The 18115-nt window shown below is 65.8% G+C and carries 14 protein-coding genes; all 14 read right to left on the minus strand.

Annotated elements, in window-relative coordinates:
- Positions 1 to 7: 7 nt before the first annotated feature.
- The 14 genes from HV681_RS25655 to HV681_RS25720 all read right to left on the minus strand — a co-directional run bounded on the left by HV681_RS25655 (position 8) and on the right by HV681_RS25720 (position 17920).
- A complete protein-coding gene (locus tag HV681_RS25655; protein WP_175125964.1) occupies positions 8 to 1177 on the minus strand; it encodes an acyl-CoA dehydrogenase family protein in 1170 nt (389 codons plus the stop codon).
- Positions 1178 to 1179: 2 nt separating this feature from the next.
- Positions 1180 to 2037 carry an enoyl-CoA hydratase family protein gene (locus HV681_RS25660; RefSeq protein WP_175125936.1) on the minus strand — a complete coding sequence of 286 codons (858 nt, stop codon included), beginning with the start codon at positions 2035 to 2037 and terminating at the stop codon, positions 1180 to 1182.
- Positions 2038 to 2079: 42 nt separating this feature from the next.
- Positions 2080 to 2871 (minus strand): SDR family NAD(P)-dependent oxidoreductase, encoded by a 792-nt coding sequence (locus HV681_RS25665; RefSeq protein WP_175125937.1) that lies wholly within the window; start codon positions 2869 to 2871, stop codon positions 2080 to 2082.
- Positions 2868 to 5219: a bifunctional salicylyl-CoA 5-hydroxylase/oxidoreductase gene (locus HV681_RS25670; RefSeq protein ID WP_175125938.1), complete on the minus strand. Its 2352-nt coding sequence runs from the start codon at positions 5217 to 5219 to the stop codon at positions 2868 to 2870. The genes HV681_RS25665 and HV681_RS25670 overlap by 4 nt, the downstream gene beginning before the upstream one ends.
- A 1215-nt stretch (positions 5220 to 6434) precedes the next feature.
- A complete protein-coding gene (locus HV681_RS25675; RefSeq protein ID WP_239216081.1) occupies positions 6435 to 9011 on the minus strand; it encodes a sensor domain-containing protein in 2577 nt (858 codons plus the stop codon).
- A gap of 39 nt (positions 9012 to 9050) precedes the next feature.
- Positions 9051 to 9848: a biofilm regulation diguanylate cyclase SiaD gene (gene siaD / locus HV681_RS25680; protein ID WP_175125940.1), complete on the minus strand. Its 798-nt coding sequence runs from the start codon at positions 9846 to 9848 to the stop codon at positions 9051 to 9053.
- Positions 9845 to 10222: a biofilm regulation phosphoprotein SiaC gene (gene siaC / locus HV681_RS25685; protein WP_175125941.1), complete on the minus strand. Its 378-nt coding sequence runs from the start codon at positions 10220 to 10222 to the stop codon at positions 9845 to 9847. The genes siaD and siaC overlap by 4 nt, the downstream gene beginning before the upstream one ends.
- A 37-nt stretch (positions 10223 to 10259) precedes the next feature.
- The gene (siaB, locus tag HV681_RS25690) at positions 10260 to 10799 is read right to left on the minus strand and encodes a biofilm regulation protein kinase SiaB (protein ID WP_056564586.1); all 540 of its coding nucleotides are present in this window, start codon (positions 10797 to 10799) and stop codon (positions 10260 to 10262) included.
- A gap of 23 nt (positions 10800 to 10822) precedes the next feature.
- Complete coding sequence (gene siaA, locus HV681_RS25695; protein WP_217467870.1) at positions 10823 to 12808, minus strand: biofilm regulation protein phosphatase SiaA; 1986 nt, start codon at positions 12806 to 12808, stop codon at positions 10823 to 10825.
- 319 nt (positions 12809 to 13127) lie between these two features.
- The gene (locus HV681_RS25700) at positions 13128 to 13832 is read right to left on the minus strand and encodes an ABC transporter ATP-binding protein (protein WP_175125965.1); all 705 of its coding nucleotides are present in this window, start codon (positions 13830 to 13832) and stop codon (positions 13128 to 13130) included.
- Complete coding sequence (locus HV681_RS25705; RefSeq protein ID WP_414631956.1) at positions 13832 to 14689, minus strand: ABC transporter ATP-binding protein; 858 nt, start codon at positions 14687 to 14689, stop codon at positions 13832 to 13834. The genes HV681_RS25700 and HV681_RS25705 overlap by 1 nt, the downstream gene beginning before the upstream one ends.
- Positions 14686 to 15648 carry a branched-chain amino acid ABC transporter permease gene (locus HV681_RS25710; protein WP_175125944.1) on the minus strand — a complete coding sequence of 321 codons (963 nt, stop codon included), beginning with the start codon at positions 15646 to 15648 and terminating at the stop codon, positions 14686 to 14688. The genes HV681_RS25705 and HV681_RS25710 overlap by 4 nt, the downstream gene beginning before the upstream one ends.
- A gap of 2 nt (positions 15649 to 15650) precedes the next feature.
- The gene (locus tag HV681_RS25715) at positions 15651 to 16571 is read right to left on the minus strand and encodes a branched-chain amino acid ABC transporter permease (RefSeq protein WP_063953921.1); all 921 of its coding nucleotides are present in this window, start codon (positions 16569 to 16571) and stop codon (positions 15651 to 15653) included.
- Between the two features lie 185 nt (positions 16572 to 16756).
- Positions 16757 to 17920 (minus strand): ABC transporter substrate-binding protein, encoded by a 1164-nt coding sequence (locus HV681_RS25720; protein WP_175125945.1) that lies wholly within the window; start codon positions 17918 to 17920, stop codon positions 16757 to 16759.
- Positions 17921 to 18115 lie beyond the last annotated feature (195 nt).

Below are 18115 nucleotides of genomic sequence, written 5' to 3' on the forward strand. Positions count from 1 at the left end.
TGGCCCTTTATGCCTTCAGCAATTCACGGGCGATGATCAACTTCTGCACTTCCGTGGCGCCTTCGTAGATACGCAGCGCTCTGATTTCCCTGTAAAGCTTCTCCACCGGCATCCCCGACACCACGCCAGCGCCGCCGAACATCTGCAACGCCCGGTCGATCACCGTCTGCGCCGACTCGGTCGCCGTCATCTTGGCCATCGCCGCTTCGCGCGTGGTGCGTAGCTTCTGCACGTCGCGCATCCACGCGGCGCGGTACGTCAGCAGCGCCGAGGCGTCGATGGCGGTTGCCATGTCGCCCAACGCGGCTTGCGTCAGTTGCAGGTCGGCCAGCGTCTGGCCGAACATGCGGCGCGACTTGGCGCGCGCCAATCCTTCATCCAGCGCCCGGCGCGCAAACCCCAGCGCCGCCGCCGCCACCGACGCGCGGAAGATGTCCAGCGTCATCATGGCCAGCTTGAAACCTTGCCCCGCGTCGCCCAACCGGTGCGTCACCGGGATGCGGCAGTTGTCGAACGTAATGGTCGCCAGCGGATGCGGCGCGATCAGGTCGATGCGCTCGGCCACCTCGAACCCCGGCGTGTCCGCATCCACCACGAACGCGCTGATGCCCCGCGCGCCCGGCGCTTCGCCTGTGCGCGCGAACACCACATAGAAGTCCGCAATGCCGCCGTTCGAAATCCACGTCTTGGCGCCATTCAGCACATAGTGATCGCCGTCCAGCGTCGCCTCGCAGGCCAGCGCCGCCACGTCCGAGCCCGCGTCGGGCTCCGACAGCGCAAAAGCCGCAATCGCCTCGCCGCGCGCCACGCGCGGCAGGTAATGCTGGCGCAGCGCATCCGAGCCCATCAGCGAAATCGCGCCGCTGCCCAGGCCCTGCATCGCAAACGCAAAGTCCGCCAATCCTTCATGCCGGGCAAACGTCTCTCGCAGGATGCATACCGCGCGGGAGTCCACCTCCGGCAGCGCGCCGCCCCAAGCCCCGCCCGGGCCTCCTGCCACCGCGTAACGCAGCCACCCGGCCTGGCCCATGGCCTTGACCAGCTTCTTGCATGCCGCATCTGCGTCGTGATGGTCCACGTCGCCCAGCGACTGCTCGCACCAGGCGTCCACGTCATGCGCCAGCTTGCGATGCGCGTCGTCGAAAAAGGGCCAGTCCAGCCAGCTTGCGTCGCGCATCATCAGTTCCCCTCAAAGACAGGCTTCTGCTTGGCCACGAAGGCCTCGTAGGCGCGATGGAAATCGCGCGTCTGCATGCAGATGGCCTGCGCCTCGGCTTCGGCCTCGATGGCCTCGTCCACACCCATGTTCCATTCCTGGTGCAGCAGCTTCTTGGTCACGCCGTGTGCGAAGGTCGGACCCGCGGCCAGTTGCGCCGCCAGCGTCTGCGCCGCTTCCAGCAGCTTGCCGGACTCGTGCAGCGCATTGAAAAACCCCCAGCTCGCGCCCTCGTCGGCCGTCATCGCGCGGCCGGTGTACAGCAGTTCCGAAGCACGGCCCTGACCGATCATGCGCGGCAGCAACGTGCACGCGCCCATGTCGGCCCCCGCCAGCCCCACGCGGGTAAAGAGGAACGCGGTCCGAGCGGCGGGCGTGCCCAAGCGCATATCCGACGCCAGCGCCACCATCGCCCCCGCGCCCGCGCACACGCCGTCCACGGCCGCCACGATGGGTTGCGGGCAAGCGCGCATGGCCTTGACCAGATCACCCGTCATGCGCGTGAAATCCAGCAGTTCCGGCATGCTCATCTTCGTGAGCGGGCCGATGATCTCGTGCACGTCGCCGCCCGAGCAGAAATTGCCGCCCGCGCCCGTCACCACCACCACCTTGATGTCGGTGGCATACACCAGCGACCGGAAGAAATCGCGCAGTTCCGCGTACGAATCAAACGTCAGCGGATTCTTGCGCTCGGGACGGTTCAGCGTAATGGTGCCGACCTTGCCGTCGTCCGACACCTGCCACAGGAACGTCTTCGCCTGGTAGCCGGCGATGGGACGCTTGTGATGCTTCATGGTGTGCTCTTCGGGCTGGGTGCTCATGGTGTCTCCGTTCATGAATGCTGGGTGGATGGAACGCCGGCCTCAGCCGGTCATCACTTCGCCGCCGTCGACGGCGATCGCCTGGCCGTTGATCGAAGCGGAGGCCGGCAGCGCCAGCCACGCGACCGTCTCGGCCACTTCCTCGGGCTGCACCAGGCGGCCCTGCGGGTTGCGCTCCGCCAGTTTCAGGCGGGCGGCTTCCGGCGTCATGCCGGTCTTCTCGACAATGTTGGCGACGGCGCCGCGCACGATGTCGGTCTCGGTATAGCCGGGACACACCGCGTTGACCGTCACGCCCTTCTGCGCCGTTTCCAGCGCCAGCGATCGGGTCAGCCCTATCACGCCGTGCTTTGCAGCGCAGTAGGCGCTTACATACCCATAACCGATCAGCCCTGCGGTGCTGGCCACGTTGATCACCCGGCCCCACTTTTCCTGCAGCATTCCCGGCAACGCCGCCTGGATGCAATGGAAGGTGCCCGTCAGGTTGACGGCCAGCATCTGGTTCCACAGCGCGGCGTCCGTGCGGTCAAAGCGCTGACTGACCGCCTGCCCCGCGTTGTTCACCAGGATCAGCACCGGGCCGAACTCGGCTTCGGCCTGCGCGAAGGCGGCGCGCACCGAGGCTTCGTCGGCAATGTCCGCGCTGACCGCCTGCACCTGACCCAATCGGGCCAGCTCGTCGGCGGCCGCGTCCAGCGCGCCGCCATCGCGGCCCAGCAGCGTGACGCGGGCGCCGCGCTGCAGCAGCGACCGGGCGGCGGCCAGGCCGATGCCGCGGGCGCCGCCCGTCACCAGGGCGTGACGCCCGGCGAGCGGTAGCGGTTGTGCGTTCATTTGATATCCAGTTGCGCCATCGCGGCGGCGCGTTCGAAGTTGGTCTCAAGCTGGCGCTTGCCGGCGAAATACTGGCTCGGCCACGACACATCAACATAGCCCACGCGCGCCGCTTCGCGCAGCGTCCAGGAGGCGTCAGCCAAATGGGGACGTGCCAGCGCGCACAGGTCCGCACGGCCCGAGGCGATGATGCCGTTGGCGTGGTCGGCCTCGAAAATGGCGCCCACCGCAATCGTGGGGATGCCGGCTTCGTTGCGGACGCGATCGGCAAACGGCGTCTGGAACATGCGGCCGTACACCGGCTTTTCTTCCTTGCTGACCTGACCGGACGAGCAATCGATCATGTCGGCGCCCGCCGCCTTGAAGTGACGCGCGATCTCGACCGCATCGTCCGCGGTGATGCCGCCTTCCACCCAATCGCTGGCCGAGATCCGCACCGACATCGGCTTGTCCTCGGGCCACACCGCGCGCACCGCATGGAACACCTCCAGCGGGAAGCGCAGCCGGTTTTCCAGACTGCCGCCGTATTCATCCTCACGCCGATTGGTCAGCGGCGAAATAAAGCTGGACAACAGATAGCCGTGCGCGCAGTGCAGCTCCAGCCAGTCGAAGCCCGCAGCCGCCGCGCGGCGCGCCGCCGCCACGAAGTTGTCGCGCACTTCGTCCATATCCGCGCGCGTCATGGCGCGCGGCGTCTGCGACACGCCTTCGATGTACGGCAGGGCCGACGCCGACACCAGCGGCCAATTGCCCTCTGCCAGCGGATGATCGATCTTCTGCCAGCCGAGCTGCGTCGACCCCTTGCGGCCCGCATGACCCAACTGCATGCCGATGCGCGCATCGCTGTTGCCGTGCACAAAGTTGACGATGCGGGCAAACGCCTGCTGCTGCTCGTCGTTCCACAGCCCCGGGCACCCCGGCGTGATGCGGCCATCGGGCGACACGCAGGTCATTTCCACCATCACCAACCCGGCGCCACCCATGGCGCGCGCGCCCAGGTGAACCAGATGGAAATCCCCCGGCACGCCGTCCGTGCACGAATACATGGCCATCGGCGACACCAGGATGCGATTCTTCAGCCGAACGCCGCGCACCTGATAAGGCGTCAGCATCGGAATCGCCGGACGCCGGCCCTCGGGCGTGGCCGCGCCCGCGCGTTCCGCGATCCAGCGCTCAAAGCCTTCCAGCCAGGCCGGATCGCGCAGGCGCAGGTTCTCGTGCGAAATGCGCTGCGAACGGGTCAGCAACGAATACGCGAACTGCTCGGGCTCCAGGTCGGCGTAGCGCTCGACATTCTCAAACCATTCGGTGGAGTTGCGCGCGGCGTTCTGGATCTTCAGCACCTCAACGCTGCGCACTTCCTCGTAATGATGCAGTCCGGCTTCGACACTGCCTTCCGCGCCGCTCAGGCAACGCGCCAACTCGATCGCGTCTTCCAGTGCCAGCTTCGTGCCCGACCCGATGGAAAAGTGCGCCGTGTGCGCGGCATCGCCCATCAGCACGACCGGCACGCGGCGCTCGCCACGGGCGGTGTCCAGCTTGTTCCAGTGGACCCACGTATTGCAGATGACGCGCGGGAAACGGATCCAGATCGCCGAACCACGCAGGTGCGACGCATTGCTGATCAGCGGATTGCCGTCCAGCCAGGGCGCAAATAACTTCTCGCAATAGGCGATGCCCTCTTCCTGGCTCATCTGCTCGATGCCCGCAGCCTGCCAGGTTTCCTCCGGCGTCTCGACGATAAACGTCGACATGCCGTCCTCGTACCGGTAAGCATGCGCCTGGAACCAGCCGTGCTCGGTCTGCACGAACGCAAAGGTAAAGGCATCGAACACCTTCTTGGTGCCCAGCCAGACGAAGCGGCAGCGGCGCTGGTCGATGTCGGGATGGAACGTATCGGCGTACCGGGTGCGAATCTGGCTGTTGATGCCGTCCGAGGCAATGACGAGATCGGCGTCGTACTCGCGGGCGATGGCCTGGTCGTCCTGGACGAAGTTCTCGAACACGAGCTTCACGCCCACGTCTTCGCAACGCGCCTGCAGGATGTTCAGAAGCTTCTTGCGCCCAATGCCGATGAAGCCGTGGCCGCTGCTGCGGATGCTGCGTCCCTTGAAATGGATGTCGATGTCATCCCAATGGTTGAACGCATCGCCAATGGTTTGCGCCGAGACGGGATCGGCCTCACGCAAATTCTGCATGGTGGCGTCGGAGAAGACCACGCCCCAGCCAAAAGTGTCATACGGACGGTTGCGTTCGATGACGGTGACTTCGTTGGCGGGGTTCTGCAGTTTCATGAGCAGACCGAAATACAGGCCGGCGGGACCGCCGCCGATGCAGACTATCTTCATTGCCGTATACGCTCCAAGTACGCGACAGTCGCTCTGTGGTGCTGGAGCGGAAGCCGCAGATATTTAGGTCTGGATAGTTTAGGCTTGAAATATATATCGGAAGTGGTGGGTGTGCAAATGAGGGAAAGTATTTAGTGATGCTGGAGGGGAAGGGGAAATGGGGACGATTGGAGTGCGTGTGTTGGGGCGGGGTTGGGCGTGAATGGCTGTGTGCGACTAGGTGTGGGGCGCGTGGCGTCGAGGCGGCATTGACTGTGGCTCTGGTTGGCTGTGGCTTTGGATTGACGGTTGCTGCGATCTTCTCCCGCCCCTCGGCACGGGCGACAGGGGGCCGAGCGCCCACGATTGCGGTCCGGAGCCTCCGCTCCGGACTGCCCCGTCGTCATCTTCGTCCGCCTTCGGCTCCCTTCAGATTCCCTCGGGCGCATCGACGGCGCTCGGCCCCCTGTCGCCCGCACCGAGGAGCTGCGGTGTGCATGATTCGGGGCGCTGCTAGAGCAGTGGTCAGGGACGAGTCTTGCGGGGCCCGCCGAGTCGCGGCCGCGCGGGCGGCCACGATCGGCATACGCGCTGTGGGTCGACGTGGAGGTAGTCGCTTGCGCGCTTGCGGGGAGTGGGGTTCTAAAGCTCCAGCATCACCGTGGGGAGAGCCGTGATGGGCGGCGCGGCGACGGTTCGCCACAGCCTGCCGACCTGTACGCGCGCCGCCCATCGGGCACTAGAGTTCAAGTGACGATTAGCAGCGAATCGTGCTCGCATGGGTGTCTGACACCCTGGAAGCACTCTTCAAGCTGTAGTCCATCTATGCAGGTGTCGTCTGTGCGGGTGTCTGACACCCAAGCGCCACCTACGCGCGAAGCGTCATCACCACAACGCAAGACGCCGCGTAAGTCTCCGGAGGCCGCCCGCGCGGCCGAACGGAGACGGGCACCGCAAGATGCTTCTGGCCCGAAGTGCTCTGCGCAAAAATGCCAAGCACGCCGACCGCCCCCGCTGCCTGAAAACTCGAATTGCCAGAGTCCGGTGCGGTGGCGTCCCGGGGTGCGCGGGGCGTCGATAAGCCCGAGGGAATCTGAAGGGAGCCGAAGGCGGACGAAGATGACGACGGGGCAGTCCGGAGCGAAGGCTCCGGACCGCAATCGTGGCCCCGCGCGCCCCGGGACGCCACCGTGCCGGACGCCTCAAGAACTCAACCCGGCAAAGGAAGAGAACCAATCACCCCCGAGCCCGCAACCACTCCTCAAGATCCCCAGCAGGCAACGGCGGCGAAAACAGAAACCCCTGCCCCGCAGCACACCCTTGCTCGATCAGAAACCGCCGCTGCTCTTCGTTCTCAACGCCCTCAGCCACAACCGGCAGACTCAAGCTCTCCCCGATCCGAATCACAGCGCTAGTCAACGCCCGAGCCGCATCATCGCTCTCCAGCCCCTGCACGAAACTGCGATCCAGCTTCAGTTCATCAACGATCAAGCGCCGCAAATGCCCCAGGCTGGAATATCCAGTCCCGAAGTCATCCATCGACAGCCGTACGCCCAACCGATGCAGTTCAGCAATCGTGCGCAACGTCCCAGCCGTGGCATCGAGAACAACGCCCTCGGTAATCTCCAGCATCAAATCCGCAGGCGCCAACCCGAATTCCGCCAACGTCGCCGCAATCATCCGCGGCAGGTTCAGATTGTGGAAATTCGTCGCCGACAGGTTCACCGACACCGAAGGCACTCGCAGACCGTTATTGCGCCAGATCGCCAATTGCGAGCAGGCCTCGCGCAACGCCCAGTCGCCCAGATCACCGATCAGCCCACACTCTTCCGCCAGCGGTACAAACCGCGCCGGCGAAATATCCCCCAGCGTCGGATGGCGCCAACGTGCAAGCGCCTCCACCCCGTACAGGCTGCCGTTCTTCAAGCCAACCTGCGGCTGGTAATGCAAACGCAACGCCTTCGCTTCCAACGCATCCCGCAGCGCCGCTTCCAGCGCCAACCGCTCCTGCGCCTGACGATTCATCTCGGCGCTGAAGAACGAAATGCGATTGCGGCCCGCCGTCTTCGCCTGATACATCGCCATGTCAGCATGGCGCAGCAGCGTATCCATGTCCCGGCCATTCTCCGGGAACACGCTGATCCCGATGCTCACCGACGGGTTCAGCGTGATGCCGCCTACCGAGAACGGCTGTGCCAGCGCCACCAGGATGTGTTCCGCCGCCGCGGTCAGGCGGCCATGTTCGAACTCCGGCATCAGCATCACGAACTCGTCGCCGGAAAGCCGGCCCACGATATCCGTCGCCCGCGCCAACCGGCGCAGACGCTGCGCCACATCCCGCAGCAGCGCGTCCCCGATCGGGTGGCCCAGCGTATCGTTCACCTGCTTGAAGCGGTCCAGATCCAGGAACAACACCGCCACCCGCTTACGCTCCGGCTCCGCCCGCGCGATCGCCTGCTCCGCCTGCGCCAGCAGCAGATTGCGGTTCGGCAGACCCGTCAGTTCGTCATAAAACGCCAATTGCCGGATGCGCGCGCGCGCTTCCTCGCGTTCCAGCGCCAGCGCGCACAGGTACACGCACACGTCCACCAGACGGTGATGGAAATCATCAGGCAGCCGGCGCTCGCGGAAATAGAAACCGAACGTCCCGATCACCCGGCCATCGCTCGACTTGATCGGCGACGACCAGCACGCCTTGTATTCTTCCGGCAGCGGAAGATGGCGGTAATCGTCCCACAGCGGGTCTGTTGCAATGTCCGGCACGATCACCGGCCGGCCCAGAAACGCCGCCGTCCCGCAGGCGCCCACCTGCGGCCCGATCGGCACGCCTTCCAGCGCGTCCGAATAGCCCTGCGGCAGGCTCGGCGCCGCCAGCGGGCGCAACAGGCCCGCGTCGTCCACGCGAACCACTGACGCCGCCACTTCCGGCGCCAGGCGTTCCACCTCGCGGCACACCATGTTCATGACCTCGACCACCGAGGCCTCGTTCACCATCGCTTGCAGCACCCGGCGCTGCAGCACCTCGTGCACCTTCGTCGGCGTAATGTCCGTCAGCACGTCCACGATGTTGACCAGCGTCCCGCGCTCGTCGAACACCGAGTTGGCCATCACCGACACCCACAGCGGCTTGCCGCCACGGTCATAGACCAGCACGTCCTTGTGGTAGCCCTCGCGACAGGCCACGCGGCGGTGCAGTTCCTCACGCGTGCCGCCGTCCGCGCGGCCGCCGGAGAGCAGTTCGCCCAGATCCTGGTCCAGCGCATCGCTACGGGAAAAGCCGAGCATCCGCTGAAAGCCGTCGTTCACGTAGACGATGCGGCCATCGGAGCCCGACACCGCCACCGCGTTGCCCGTTTCGTTGATGCCCAGCATCAGCAGGCGGATTTCTTCCTGGCGTTCGGCGTCCGCGATCGACTTGCGCGAAATCACCGTCACGCGGCCCACCTCGCCCGCGTCGTTCAGCAGCGGCAGGTAGGTCGCCTCGATCCACAGCGAGCTGCCATCCTTCTTGCGGTAGCGGCAGGTGCCCGAAAAGTGCTGGCCGCGGCGCAGCCGGTCCCAGACCTGTTCGCCGCTGCGCGTACCCTTGCCTTCGTCCATGCTGTCGCACAGCAGCTCGTGGCGCAGGGTCAGCGCCTCTTCGCGGGTGTAACCCACCGCGGCCAGGAAATTGGTATTGCCGTTCAACAAGGAGCCGGCTGCGTCGAAATCGAACAGCAGCAAGGCGCGGTCCATCGACGTCAGATAATTGCCCACATGCCACGCGGCGCCTTGGGGGTTCGACTGCGAACCGCCAAGATGAGAATCAAGCATAAGGGGCTCCAACCCGGATAACAGCTGTTCCGGTTTCATTCAGCGCCTCGGAAAACCAAGGGCGACGCGATCGCGTCCGTCCTGCTTGGCCAGATACAACGCCTGATCCGCCCGGCTGAGCGTCTCCGAAAACGTTTCGCCCAACTGGTGATACGCCATGCCGATACTGACCGTCAGCCGCAGGACTTCGTCGCCGGCCGGCATCGCCAGCCCCCGCACGTCGCTCACCAGGCGGTCCATGACCGCCTGCGCCGCGTCCGGGTCCGTATGGGGCAGCAGCACGAGAAATTCCTCGCCGCCCCAGCGGCCGCACAGATCGTATTCGCGCAGGCTTTCGCCCAGCACGCCGGCCAGTTCGACCAAGGCGCGGTCGCCCGTCTCGTGGCCGAAACGGTCGTTCACGGCCTTGAAGTGATCCACGTCCAGCATCGCGACGACAAAGCTGTCGCCGCTGCGCGCAGCGCGCTGGACTTCCTGCTTGATCATTTCCATCAGCGCGCGCCGGTTCAACAGGCCCGTCAGGGGGTCGCGGCTGGACGTTTCCTCGAGCGCGCGGTTCAGGTCGCGCATCATGTTCTGGTAGTGATCCGAGATCCGCGCGATGCGGGTCAGGCGGCGCAGCTGGCGGTCGAACTGGTCGCACAGGCCCAGTTCACGTTCGTGCGCCATGCTTTGATAGGCGTCCGAAAGCTGCGTGACGCGCTGGATGCGCGCCATCTGTTCCTCGGTGTGCCGCCAGAGCGCTTCCAGCGCGTCGCGCAGCGGATGGCCGGCATGCGCCGGATCCGCCAGCAGCTCGGCGATACGCTGATCCAGTTCGGCGGCGCCCGGTTTCATTGGCGGCCAACCACCGAGAACGGGAACGTGCAGTCTTCCTTGAACTCTTCAGCCAGTTCGCCCACGCGCTCGTTGCGCATGTCGTAGAACCAGGTGACGCCGACCTCGCGGCCCTTGCGGTGCGCGGCTTCGAGCACATCGAAGATGTCCATGACGGACTTGATGCTGCTGGTGTTCAGGTACAGGAGTTCCAGCTCCAGCTTCAGCGGCGTGTCGCGATCCTGCAGGTACGTCTCGACCCATTTAATGACCGGGCCGAACAGCTCGAAGGAATTCTCGGGGTAGGAGTCGCCGCGCATCGCCAGCACGCCGGCGGCAGCGTCGGCGGTGATGGCGGGCGTGGACTGGGTCCCGGGAATGTTCAGGTCTTTCATCAAATACTCCGAAAATAATCCTGTTGAGCGCGCGTCCTCAGACCACCACGCTCAGGCTGAAGAAGGCCTTGCCCGGCTGTGCAGCGGGGGTCAGGCTGGCTTCCAGCGGCGCGCCGGCGCGGCGCGCGATGTCAATGAGGCCCAGGCCCGCGCCCGACGCGACGCCCTGCGTACGCGGCTTGTGCAGTTGGGCCTTGTATTCGGCTTTCAGGGCCGGCTTGTCCAGCGCGGCCAGTTCCTGGATGCGGGCGACCAGGCTGTGGCCGTCTTCCGCGCTGACCAGATTGCCCGCCGACACCACGTAGCGGCTTTCGTCGCGGCGGCCGATCACCACCGTGGCGGAGGCGTCCGCGTCGCCGTTCTGCGCAGCGTACTGGCGGATGTTCTGAATCATCTCGATGTAGACCGAGAACACGTCCATGGCTTCAGCGGGCCGGACGTGCTCGGCGTTCAGGTAGTTCTTCAGCGCATTGCCGATTTCCTCGATCAGGCTGCGCGAGATCGGCCCGTTGAAACACAGCAACGTGCGGTTCTGGTCGAATCGCGCGCCCAACGCGTAAAGATCGGAGGCATTCATGGAGGGTACCGCCTTGATAACGATTATTCGAAACGGAAAGACAGCAAGGTGATGTCGTCGCGCTGGGGCCGGCCACCTTGGTACTCGGCGAGCGCCTGGCTGAACGCGGCCGCCTGTTCGGTTAACGGCCGGCGCGCGTGTGTCTTGAGCATGTCCGCAAAGCGCGTATTGCCAAAGCCGAACCCGTGCTCGCCGCCCGCCTGATCCAGAAAACCGTCGGTCGCCAGGTAATACGTCCAGCCCGGCTCCATCTGCAGCGTGTTGTTCTCGTAAACCCCCATACGCTTGTCGCCCAGCGCACGCCGGCCGCCGGGCACCTCATGCAGGTTTTCGCCGTCACTTGCGTACAGGCTGATCTTCGCGCCTGCGTACAGCAGCCTGCCGGCTTGCCGGTCAATATATACCAGCCCCGCATCGGTATTGGTCGCCAGGGCCCGGGGCAGCTGCGCGTCGGCCAGCATGGCCCGGATGGCGTTGTCGGTACGCGTCAGAATGCCCGCAGGATCGCCCGGTCCGACCTCGGTGATCGCCAGATCGATCGCCGCACGCGCCAGCATCGTCATCAGCGCGCCGGGCACGCCGTGACCCGCGCAGTCCATGATGCCCAGCAGGCAGTTGGCGCCGTCCTCGCGGAACACGTAGAAATCGCCGCCAACCACGTCGCGCGGCTTCCACAGCACGAAATGGTGCGCGCCCAGCGACTGCGTCAGCTGGCGGTCCGGCAGGATCGCGCGCTGGATCAGGCTGGCGTAGTCGATGGAGTCGCCGATCTTCTTGTGCGCCGCGGCCATGGCGCGGTTGGCGTCTTCCAGTTCCGAGGTGCGTTCGCGCACCTTGGTTTCCAGCTCGGCCGTGTGCTTGCGGACCTTGTCGGCCATCACGCCGAACGCGCGGCTCAGGTCGCCGATCTCGTCCTGGCCGCCCGGCGGCAGGCGCACGTCGTAGCTGCCGTCCGCGATTGCCCGCGCGGACTGCTGCAGGCGGCGCAAGGGGCGCAGCATCAGGCGCTCGATGGCGTAGCCGAAGCACAGCAGCATCGCGGCAAACAGCAGCACCAGGCCGATGGCCGCCGGCCACAGCCAGCCGGTATCCAGCACCCGGGCCGCGCCCAGGTCGACCACCGTCAGGACGTGCCAGTGCAGCTCCGGCATGTACGCCACGGACACCAGCTGGCGCACGCCGTCCATCTTGACCCAGGCCGATTGCACGGACTGCGGATCCGCCTGAGCGGCATGCATGGCCGACAACAGCTCGGCGCGGCCTTCGCCCTGATCGAGCAGGCTGAAGACCATGCCCTTGCCGCCCGCCCCGCCCGCGCCCGAGTTGTAGGCGATCAGCGCGGGGTTCATGTGCGCCTGGATCGCGCCTTCCTCGTCCACGATGATGGGCGTGACCCCGGGCTGGCCGCTGTTCACGAATTCCTTCAGGAACCCGCCCACGTCCAGACCGGCGCCCGTCAGCCCCATGACCGTCTCGCCGTCGCGGATCTGTACGTTGATCCAGACCTTGGTGGTCTTGAGCTTCAGGTCCGGGTTGACGTTGATGTTGTAGCGGGCGGGCGACTTGATCGTGGCGTAGAACCAGCCGTCGTCGGCCGCGCTGGGGCTGAGCGTGTAGCGCGGCGTCTCCGACAGCGGCTTGTCGTCGTTGAAGTAGTAGTTGCCGGAACTGGCGCTGGCGATGAAGTACGCGCCGCCGAGCAGATCGCGCCGGTAGCCGTCGGCCTCGCGGAAGAACAGCTCGCGCGCGGCGGGATCGTTTTCATTGCGGAGCCAGCGGCGCGTGACCTCGCTGTCGGCCAGGCGCTGCGACAGCGCCAGTTCGCGCGACACCGGCGCCAGGATGCGCTGGCGGTTCAGTTGCGTGAAGTTGTCGGAAAAGGCGCGGCCAAAGTGCTCGCGGACGCCGTCCAGCACCTGCCAGCCAATCAGCGCGGCCGGCGCCAAGGCGACCAGGCACGCCAACAGCAGCGCCATCAGTGATTTCCTGCGCAATCCCCATTTCGCCATGCAAAATCTTCCTGACAACTTGATGCGATGCCACGCGCGAAAAAGGGGACGCAGATAGGACGCGCTGACCTTACGAGGCGCCGTACCCGTGCTTCGCCCCGCCTTTTGAGCCATGAGCCTGAACGCCGGCGCCCCGTGCGGGCAACCGGCGCGGCTAGTGTAGATGCCAGGGGGGTTTATTGATACAGGTGCAAACGTCTGGATGCGTTCGAGACACCTTAAGTTTCACCGCAGCAATATATATCGTGATTTATTGCGTTTTATATCAGCGGCTGTTACGCCTGGCAGGTCCGAATTGCAGCTTTATTACGACACGTTGTTAGACGCCCAGATAGCGTTCCCAGAGGCTGCGGTCGGCGTCCAGGGCCTGCGAGTCCCCGGTCCACACCACTTTGCCGCGCTCCAGGATGACATGGCGATCCGCCAGGCTGAGTAACCTTTCGACATATTTGTCGATCACCAGGATCGTCTGGCCGGCCTGACGCAGACGCGCCAGGCAGTTCCAGATCTCTTCCCGGATTTTCGGGGCCAGCCCTTCGGTGGCTTCGTCCAGAATCAGCAGCCGGGGATTGGTCACCAGGGCGCGGCCGATGGCCAGCATCTGCTGCTCACCGCCCGACAACTGGTTGCCCATGTTTCGGGCGCGTTCAGCCAACCGGGGGAAGAGTTCGAAGACGCGATCGGGCGTCCACGGTTCGCCGATCTCCGGGTTGCGCCCGGCCACGAAGGCCGTCAGGTGTTCGCGCACCGTCAGATTGGGAAAGCACTGGCGCCCTTCCGGGACGATGGCGACGCCGGCCCGCGCGATGCGGTCCGGGCTCCATCCGCTGATGTCCTGCCCCGCGAAATGGATCTTGCCGCCGCGCAGCGGCAACTGGCCGAACAGCGTACGCAGCAGCGTCGTCTTGCCCATGCCGTTGCGGCCCAGCAGCGTCACAACCTGCCCCGCGCCAATCTCCAGGTCCACGCCAAACAGCACCTGGCTGGCGCCGTAGCCGCTCTTGGCTGATTCGATGGTCAGCATCATGCGGTCTCCTCGTCGCCCAGGTAGGCCTGGCGCACTTCGGGGTTGGCGCGGATCTCGTCCGGCGTGCCCGAGGCAATCACCCGCCCGTACACCAGCACGGACAGGCGGTCGGCCAGACGGAACACCGCCTGCATGTCGTGTTCAACCAGCAGCATGGCGGCGCGTCCCCGCAAGGATTCGATCAGTTCGGTCAGGCGGACGGTCTCGTCTGGCCCCATGCCTGCCATGGGTTCGTCCAGCAGCAGCACCTTGGGCCGGGCGGCAAGCGCCAGCGCGAATTCCACCTTGCGCTGCTCGCCGTGCGGCAGCGTGCCCGCGGCGCGGTCGAGCAGGCTGGCGTCGATGGCGCATTCGCGGGCCAGCTCGCGCGCCTGTTCGTACAGCGCCGATTCCGCGGCGCGCGGCTTCCAGAAGCGGAAGCTGCTGCCGGCGTGGGCCTGCACGGCCAGCACCAGGTTATCCAGCACGCTGGACTGCTTGAAGATGTTGGTGATCTGGTAGGACCGCGACAGGCCCGCCGCCACGCGCTGGTGCGCGTTCATTGCGGTGACGTCGCGGCCGTCGACTTCCAGCGTGCCGGCGTCGGCGGACAGCGTGCCCGACAGCAGGTGGATCAGCGTGGACTTGCCCGCGCCGTTGGGGCCGATCAGGGCATGGATCTCGCCCGGCGCCAGCGACAGCGATACGTTGTCGGTGGCCACCAGCGCGCCAAAGCGCCGGACCAGTCCGCGCGCCTGCAGGGCGTGCGTCACCGGGGCGTGTGTCCCCGCGGGTTGTGTCCCCGAGCGGTGCGTCCCCGCGGGTTGCGTCCTATTCGCGGCTGCGCCAGTCGTGGCATTCATCGGATTGCTCATGAGCCCACCTTGCCGGATTGCGGCGCAGCGCGCCCGCTGAACAGCGGCCCGAACAGGCCGACCAGGCCGCGCGGCGCGCCAAACACCACGCAGAGCAGCAGCACGCCCAGGGGCAGGTGCCAGTATTCGGTCCACAGGCGCAGCACTTCTTCCAGCGTCAGCATCACGACCGCACCGGCCACGCCGCCATAGCGCAGGCCGATGCCGCCCACCAGCACCATGATCAGCAGGTTGGCCGACTGGGTCCAATGCATCAGGCTGGGCGATATGAAGAGGTTGTGGTTGGCCAGCAGCGCGCCGGCCAGCCCCGCTGCCGCACCGCTCAGCGTGAACGCCATCAGCTTGATGCGGTACACGGGATAGCCCATGGACTCCATGCGCGATTCGTTCTCGCGGATGCCCTGCAGCGCCATGCCGAAGCGCGAGGCGACGACGTGACCGAAGGCCCACATCAGCAGCGCGAACAGGGCCAGCACGAGGTAATAGAAGCTGACATCGTGGGCAAGGTCGATGCCCGGCAGCGTGGAATATCCCGGCAGGTTCAGGCCATCCTCACCGCCGTACTGGCGCAGCGAGATGAAGATGTAGAACAGCATCTGCGCGAACGCCAGCGTGATCATGATGAAGTACACGCCTCGTGTGCGCAGCGAGATCGCGCCCGTGATGCAGGCCAGCACGCCCGCCAGCAGCATGGCCACCGGCCAGGACACCAGCGCGGACGTGACGCCCGACATGGACAGGATGCCCACCGCATAGGCGCCCGCGCCGAAGAACGCCGCGTGACCCAAGGCCACCATGCCGCCATACCCCAGGATGAGGTTCAGGCTGGTTGCCGCCAGCGCGTAGATCAGCACGCGCCGCACGAAGGAAATGTAGAAGTCCAGGCCCAGCATGGGCGCGACCAGCGGGAACACCGCCAGCGCGGCCAGCAGGACCACGGTCCAGATCTTGGTTTTCATGGTCAGCCCCGCGCCGGAAAGAGGCCAGAGGGCCGGAACACCAGCACTGCCGCCATCAACACGTAGATGGCGATGGCCGCGAGCGTCGGACCGACGCTGGAGGCCACGGCCGGCGAAAACACCTGGCGCAGCAGCATCGGCAGGAACGCCCGGCCGGCGGTGTCGACCATGCCGACCAGCAGCGCGCCCACGAAGGCGCCCCGGATCGAGCCGATGCCGCCGATGACGATGCACACCAGCACCAGGATCAGGATTTCTTCGCCCATGCCCACCTGCACCGAGGTGATCGGCCCCAGCAGCGCACCCGCCACCGCGGCCAGCATCGCGCCCAGCACGAACACGCCCAGGAACAGCAGCGGCACGCGCACGCCCATCAGCGTGGCCATTTGGCGGTTCGACGCCCCGGCCCGCACCAGCACGCCGGCACGGGTCCGCGTCACGAACCAGTACAGGCCCGCGGCCGCGGCCACGCCGAAGACGATGATCATCAGGCGGTAGGCGGGATACATCAGGTCGGGCAACAGGCGCACGGGACCGGACAGCATCGCGGGCATGTTCAGCATGACCGGCGCCGGACCCCAGATCATCTTGACCAGGTCATTGGCGATGAGGATGACGGCGTAGGTGCCCAGCACCTGGGCCAGGTGGTCGCGCAGCGCCAGGCGGCGGATGAGCGAGAGCTCCAGCACGATACCGACGATGCCCGTGGCAACCGCCGCCACAAGAACCGCGGCGGTGAACGAGCCGGTGCGTTGCATGGTTTCGGCGGCGACATAGGCGCCAGCCATATAGAGCGAGCCGTGAGCCAGATTCATGATGTCCATGATCCCGAACACCAGGGTCAGCCCGGCCGCAATCAGAAACAACATCAACCCAAACTGCAGACCGTTCAGCAATTGCTCGACGATCAGCGTAAACGTCATGAAAACTTCCCCCTTGCCGCGCGCCGCCGAAGGGCCCCCGCGATCAATTCACCAAAGCTATCCCACCTGCATCAGCGACGCATCCCCGCGCCCAAGCCGCCGCCCCCAAGCGGGGTCGCGCGGATCCGGCTTCGCCGGTCCGCTGCGACGCCCCCTGGGGGAAAGCGCGCAGCGCTTCGGGGGGATCAGAGCTTGCAGTCGCCTACGTACACGTCCTGGTACTTGTCGAACACCTTGCCCACCAGCTTGTTGGTGATGCGGCCGCTGCCGTCTTTCTCGACGACGCGCAGGTAGTAGGCCTGGATCGGGTAGTGGTTCTTGCCGTAGGTGAAGCTGCCGCGCACCGAGGGGTAGTCGGCCTTTTCCAGCGCCTTCACGATGGCATCACGGTCGGTGGCCTTGCCGCCGGCCTGCTTGACGGCGGCGTCCATGGCCATGATCACGTCATACGCCTGGGCGGCGTACACCGACGGGTAACGGCCGTTGTATTCCTTGCGGAAGGCCTCGACGAAAGCCTTGTTCTGCGGCACGTCCAGGTCATGCGCCCATTGCGCGGTGTTGTACATGCCCAGCATGGGGTCGCCCACGGCCTGGATTACGTCCTCGTCGGCCGAGAAGCCCGGGCCGATCAGCTTGACGTTCTGCGACAGGCCGGCGGACACGAACTGCTTGACGAAGTTGATGCCCATGCCGCCCGGCAGGAAGATGTAGACGGCGTCCGGCTTGGCGGCGCGGATCTGCGCGATCTCTGCGGCGTAGTCGATCTGGCCGAGCTTGGTGTAGACCTCGTCGCCCGGGGCGGTCTTGTAGCCGCGCTTGAAGCCGGTCAGCGCGTCCTTGCCGGCCGGGTAGTCCGGGGCCATGATGAACATCTTCTTGAAGCCGCGATCGGCCGCGACCTTGCCGGCCGCTTCGTGGAAGGCATCGTTCTGGTACGACGTGCCGAACCAATAGTTGTTGCACTGGGCGCCGGCGAACTGGCTGGGACCGGGGTTGTTGGACAGGTAGGGCACCTTCGCGGCGAACAGCGCGGGGCCGACGGCCAGCGCGACGTTCGAGCCGATGGGACCCGTGAAGAAGTCGACCTTTTCGCGCTGAATGTAGCGCGTGACGAGCTGGCGGGCCTGGTCCGGATTGCCGCCCATGTCGGTTTGCAGGAATTCCGCGGGCTGGCCGCCCAGCTTGCTGCCCAGTTGCTTGATGGCCAGGTTGAAGCCGTCGCGGGCTTCGGCGCCCAGCGCCGAGAACGGGCCCGAGATGTCGTTGGCGATGCCGACCTTGACGGTGTCGGCCTGTGCCAGGGCCGGAATCAGGGCGGCGGCAGCCAGGAAGGAAGTGATCAAACGCATGGTGGTGTGCTCCGTGCGCGAGCCCGCGCAGAGGGTGTTCTTTTTGAAAGTGCGATGCGAAAGACTTCTATGCCCGGCCCGCTGGCGCGATGGTCGCCGCCGTCAGGCCGGTGCCTGCAGAACGTATGCTCTGCAACGCCCCAATCCCCTTATGCAGCACAGGGAAAACTGGCGTGGTTCATAGTTTAGGTTTAA

Origin of the sequence: Achromobacter animicus, assembly GCF_902859585.1 — a bacterium.
GTDB lineage: Bacteria > Pseudomonadota > Gammaproteobacteria > Burkholderiales > Burkholderiaceae_B > Achromobacter > Achromobacter animicus.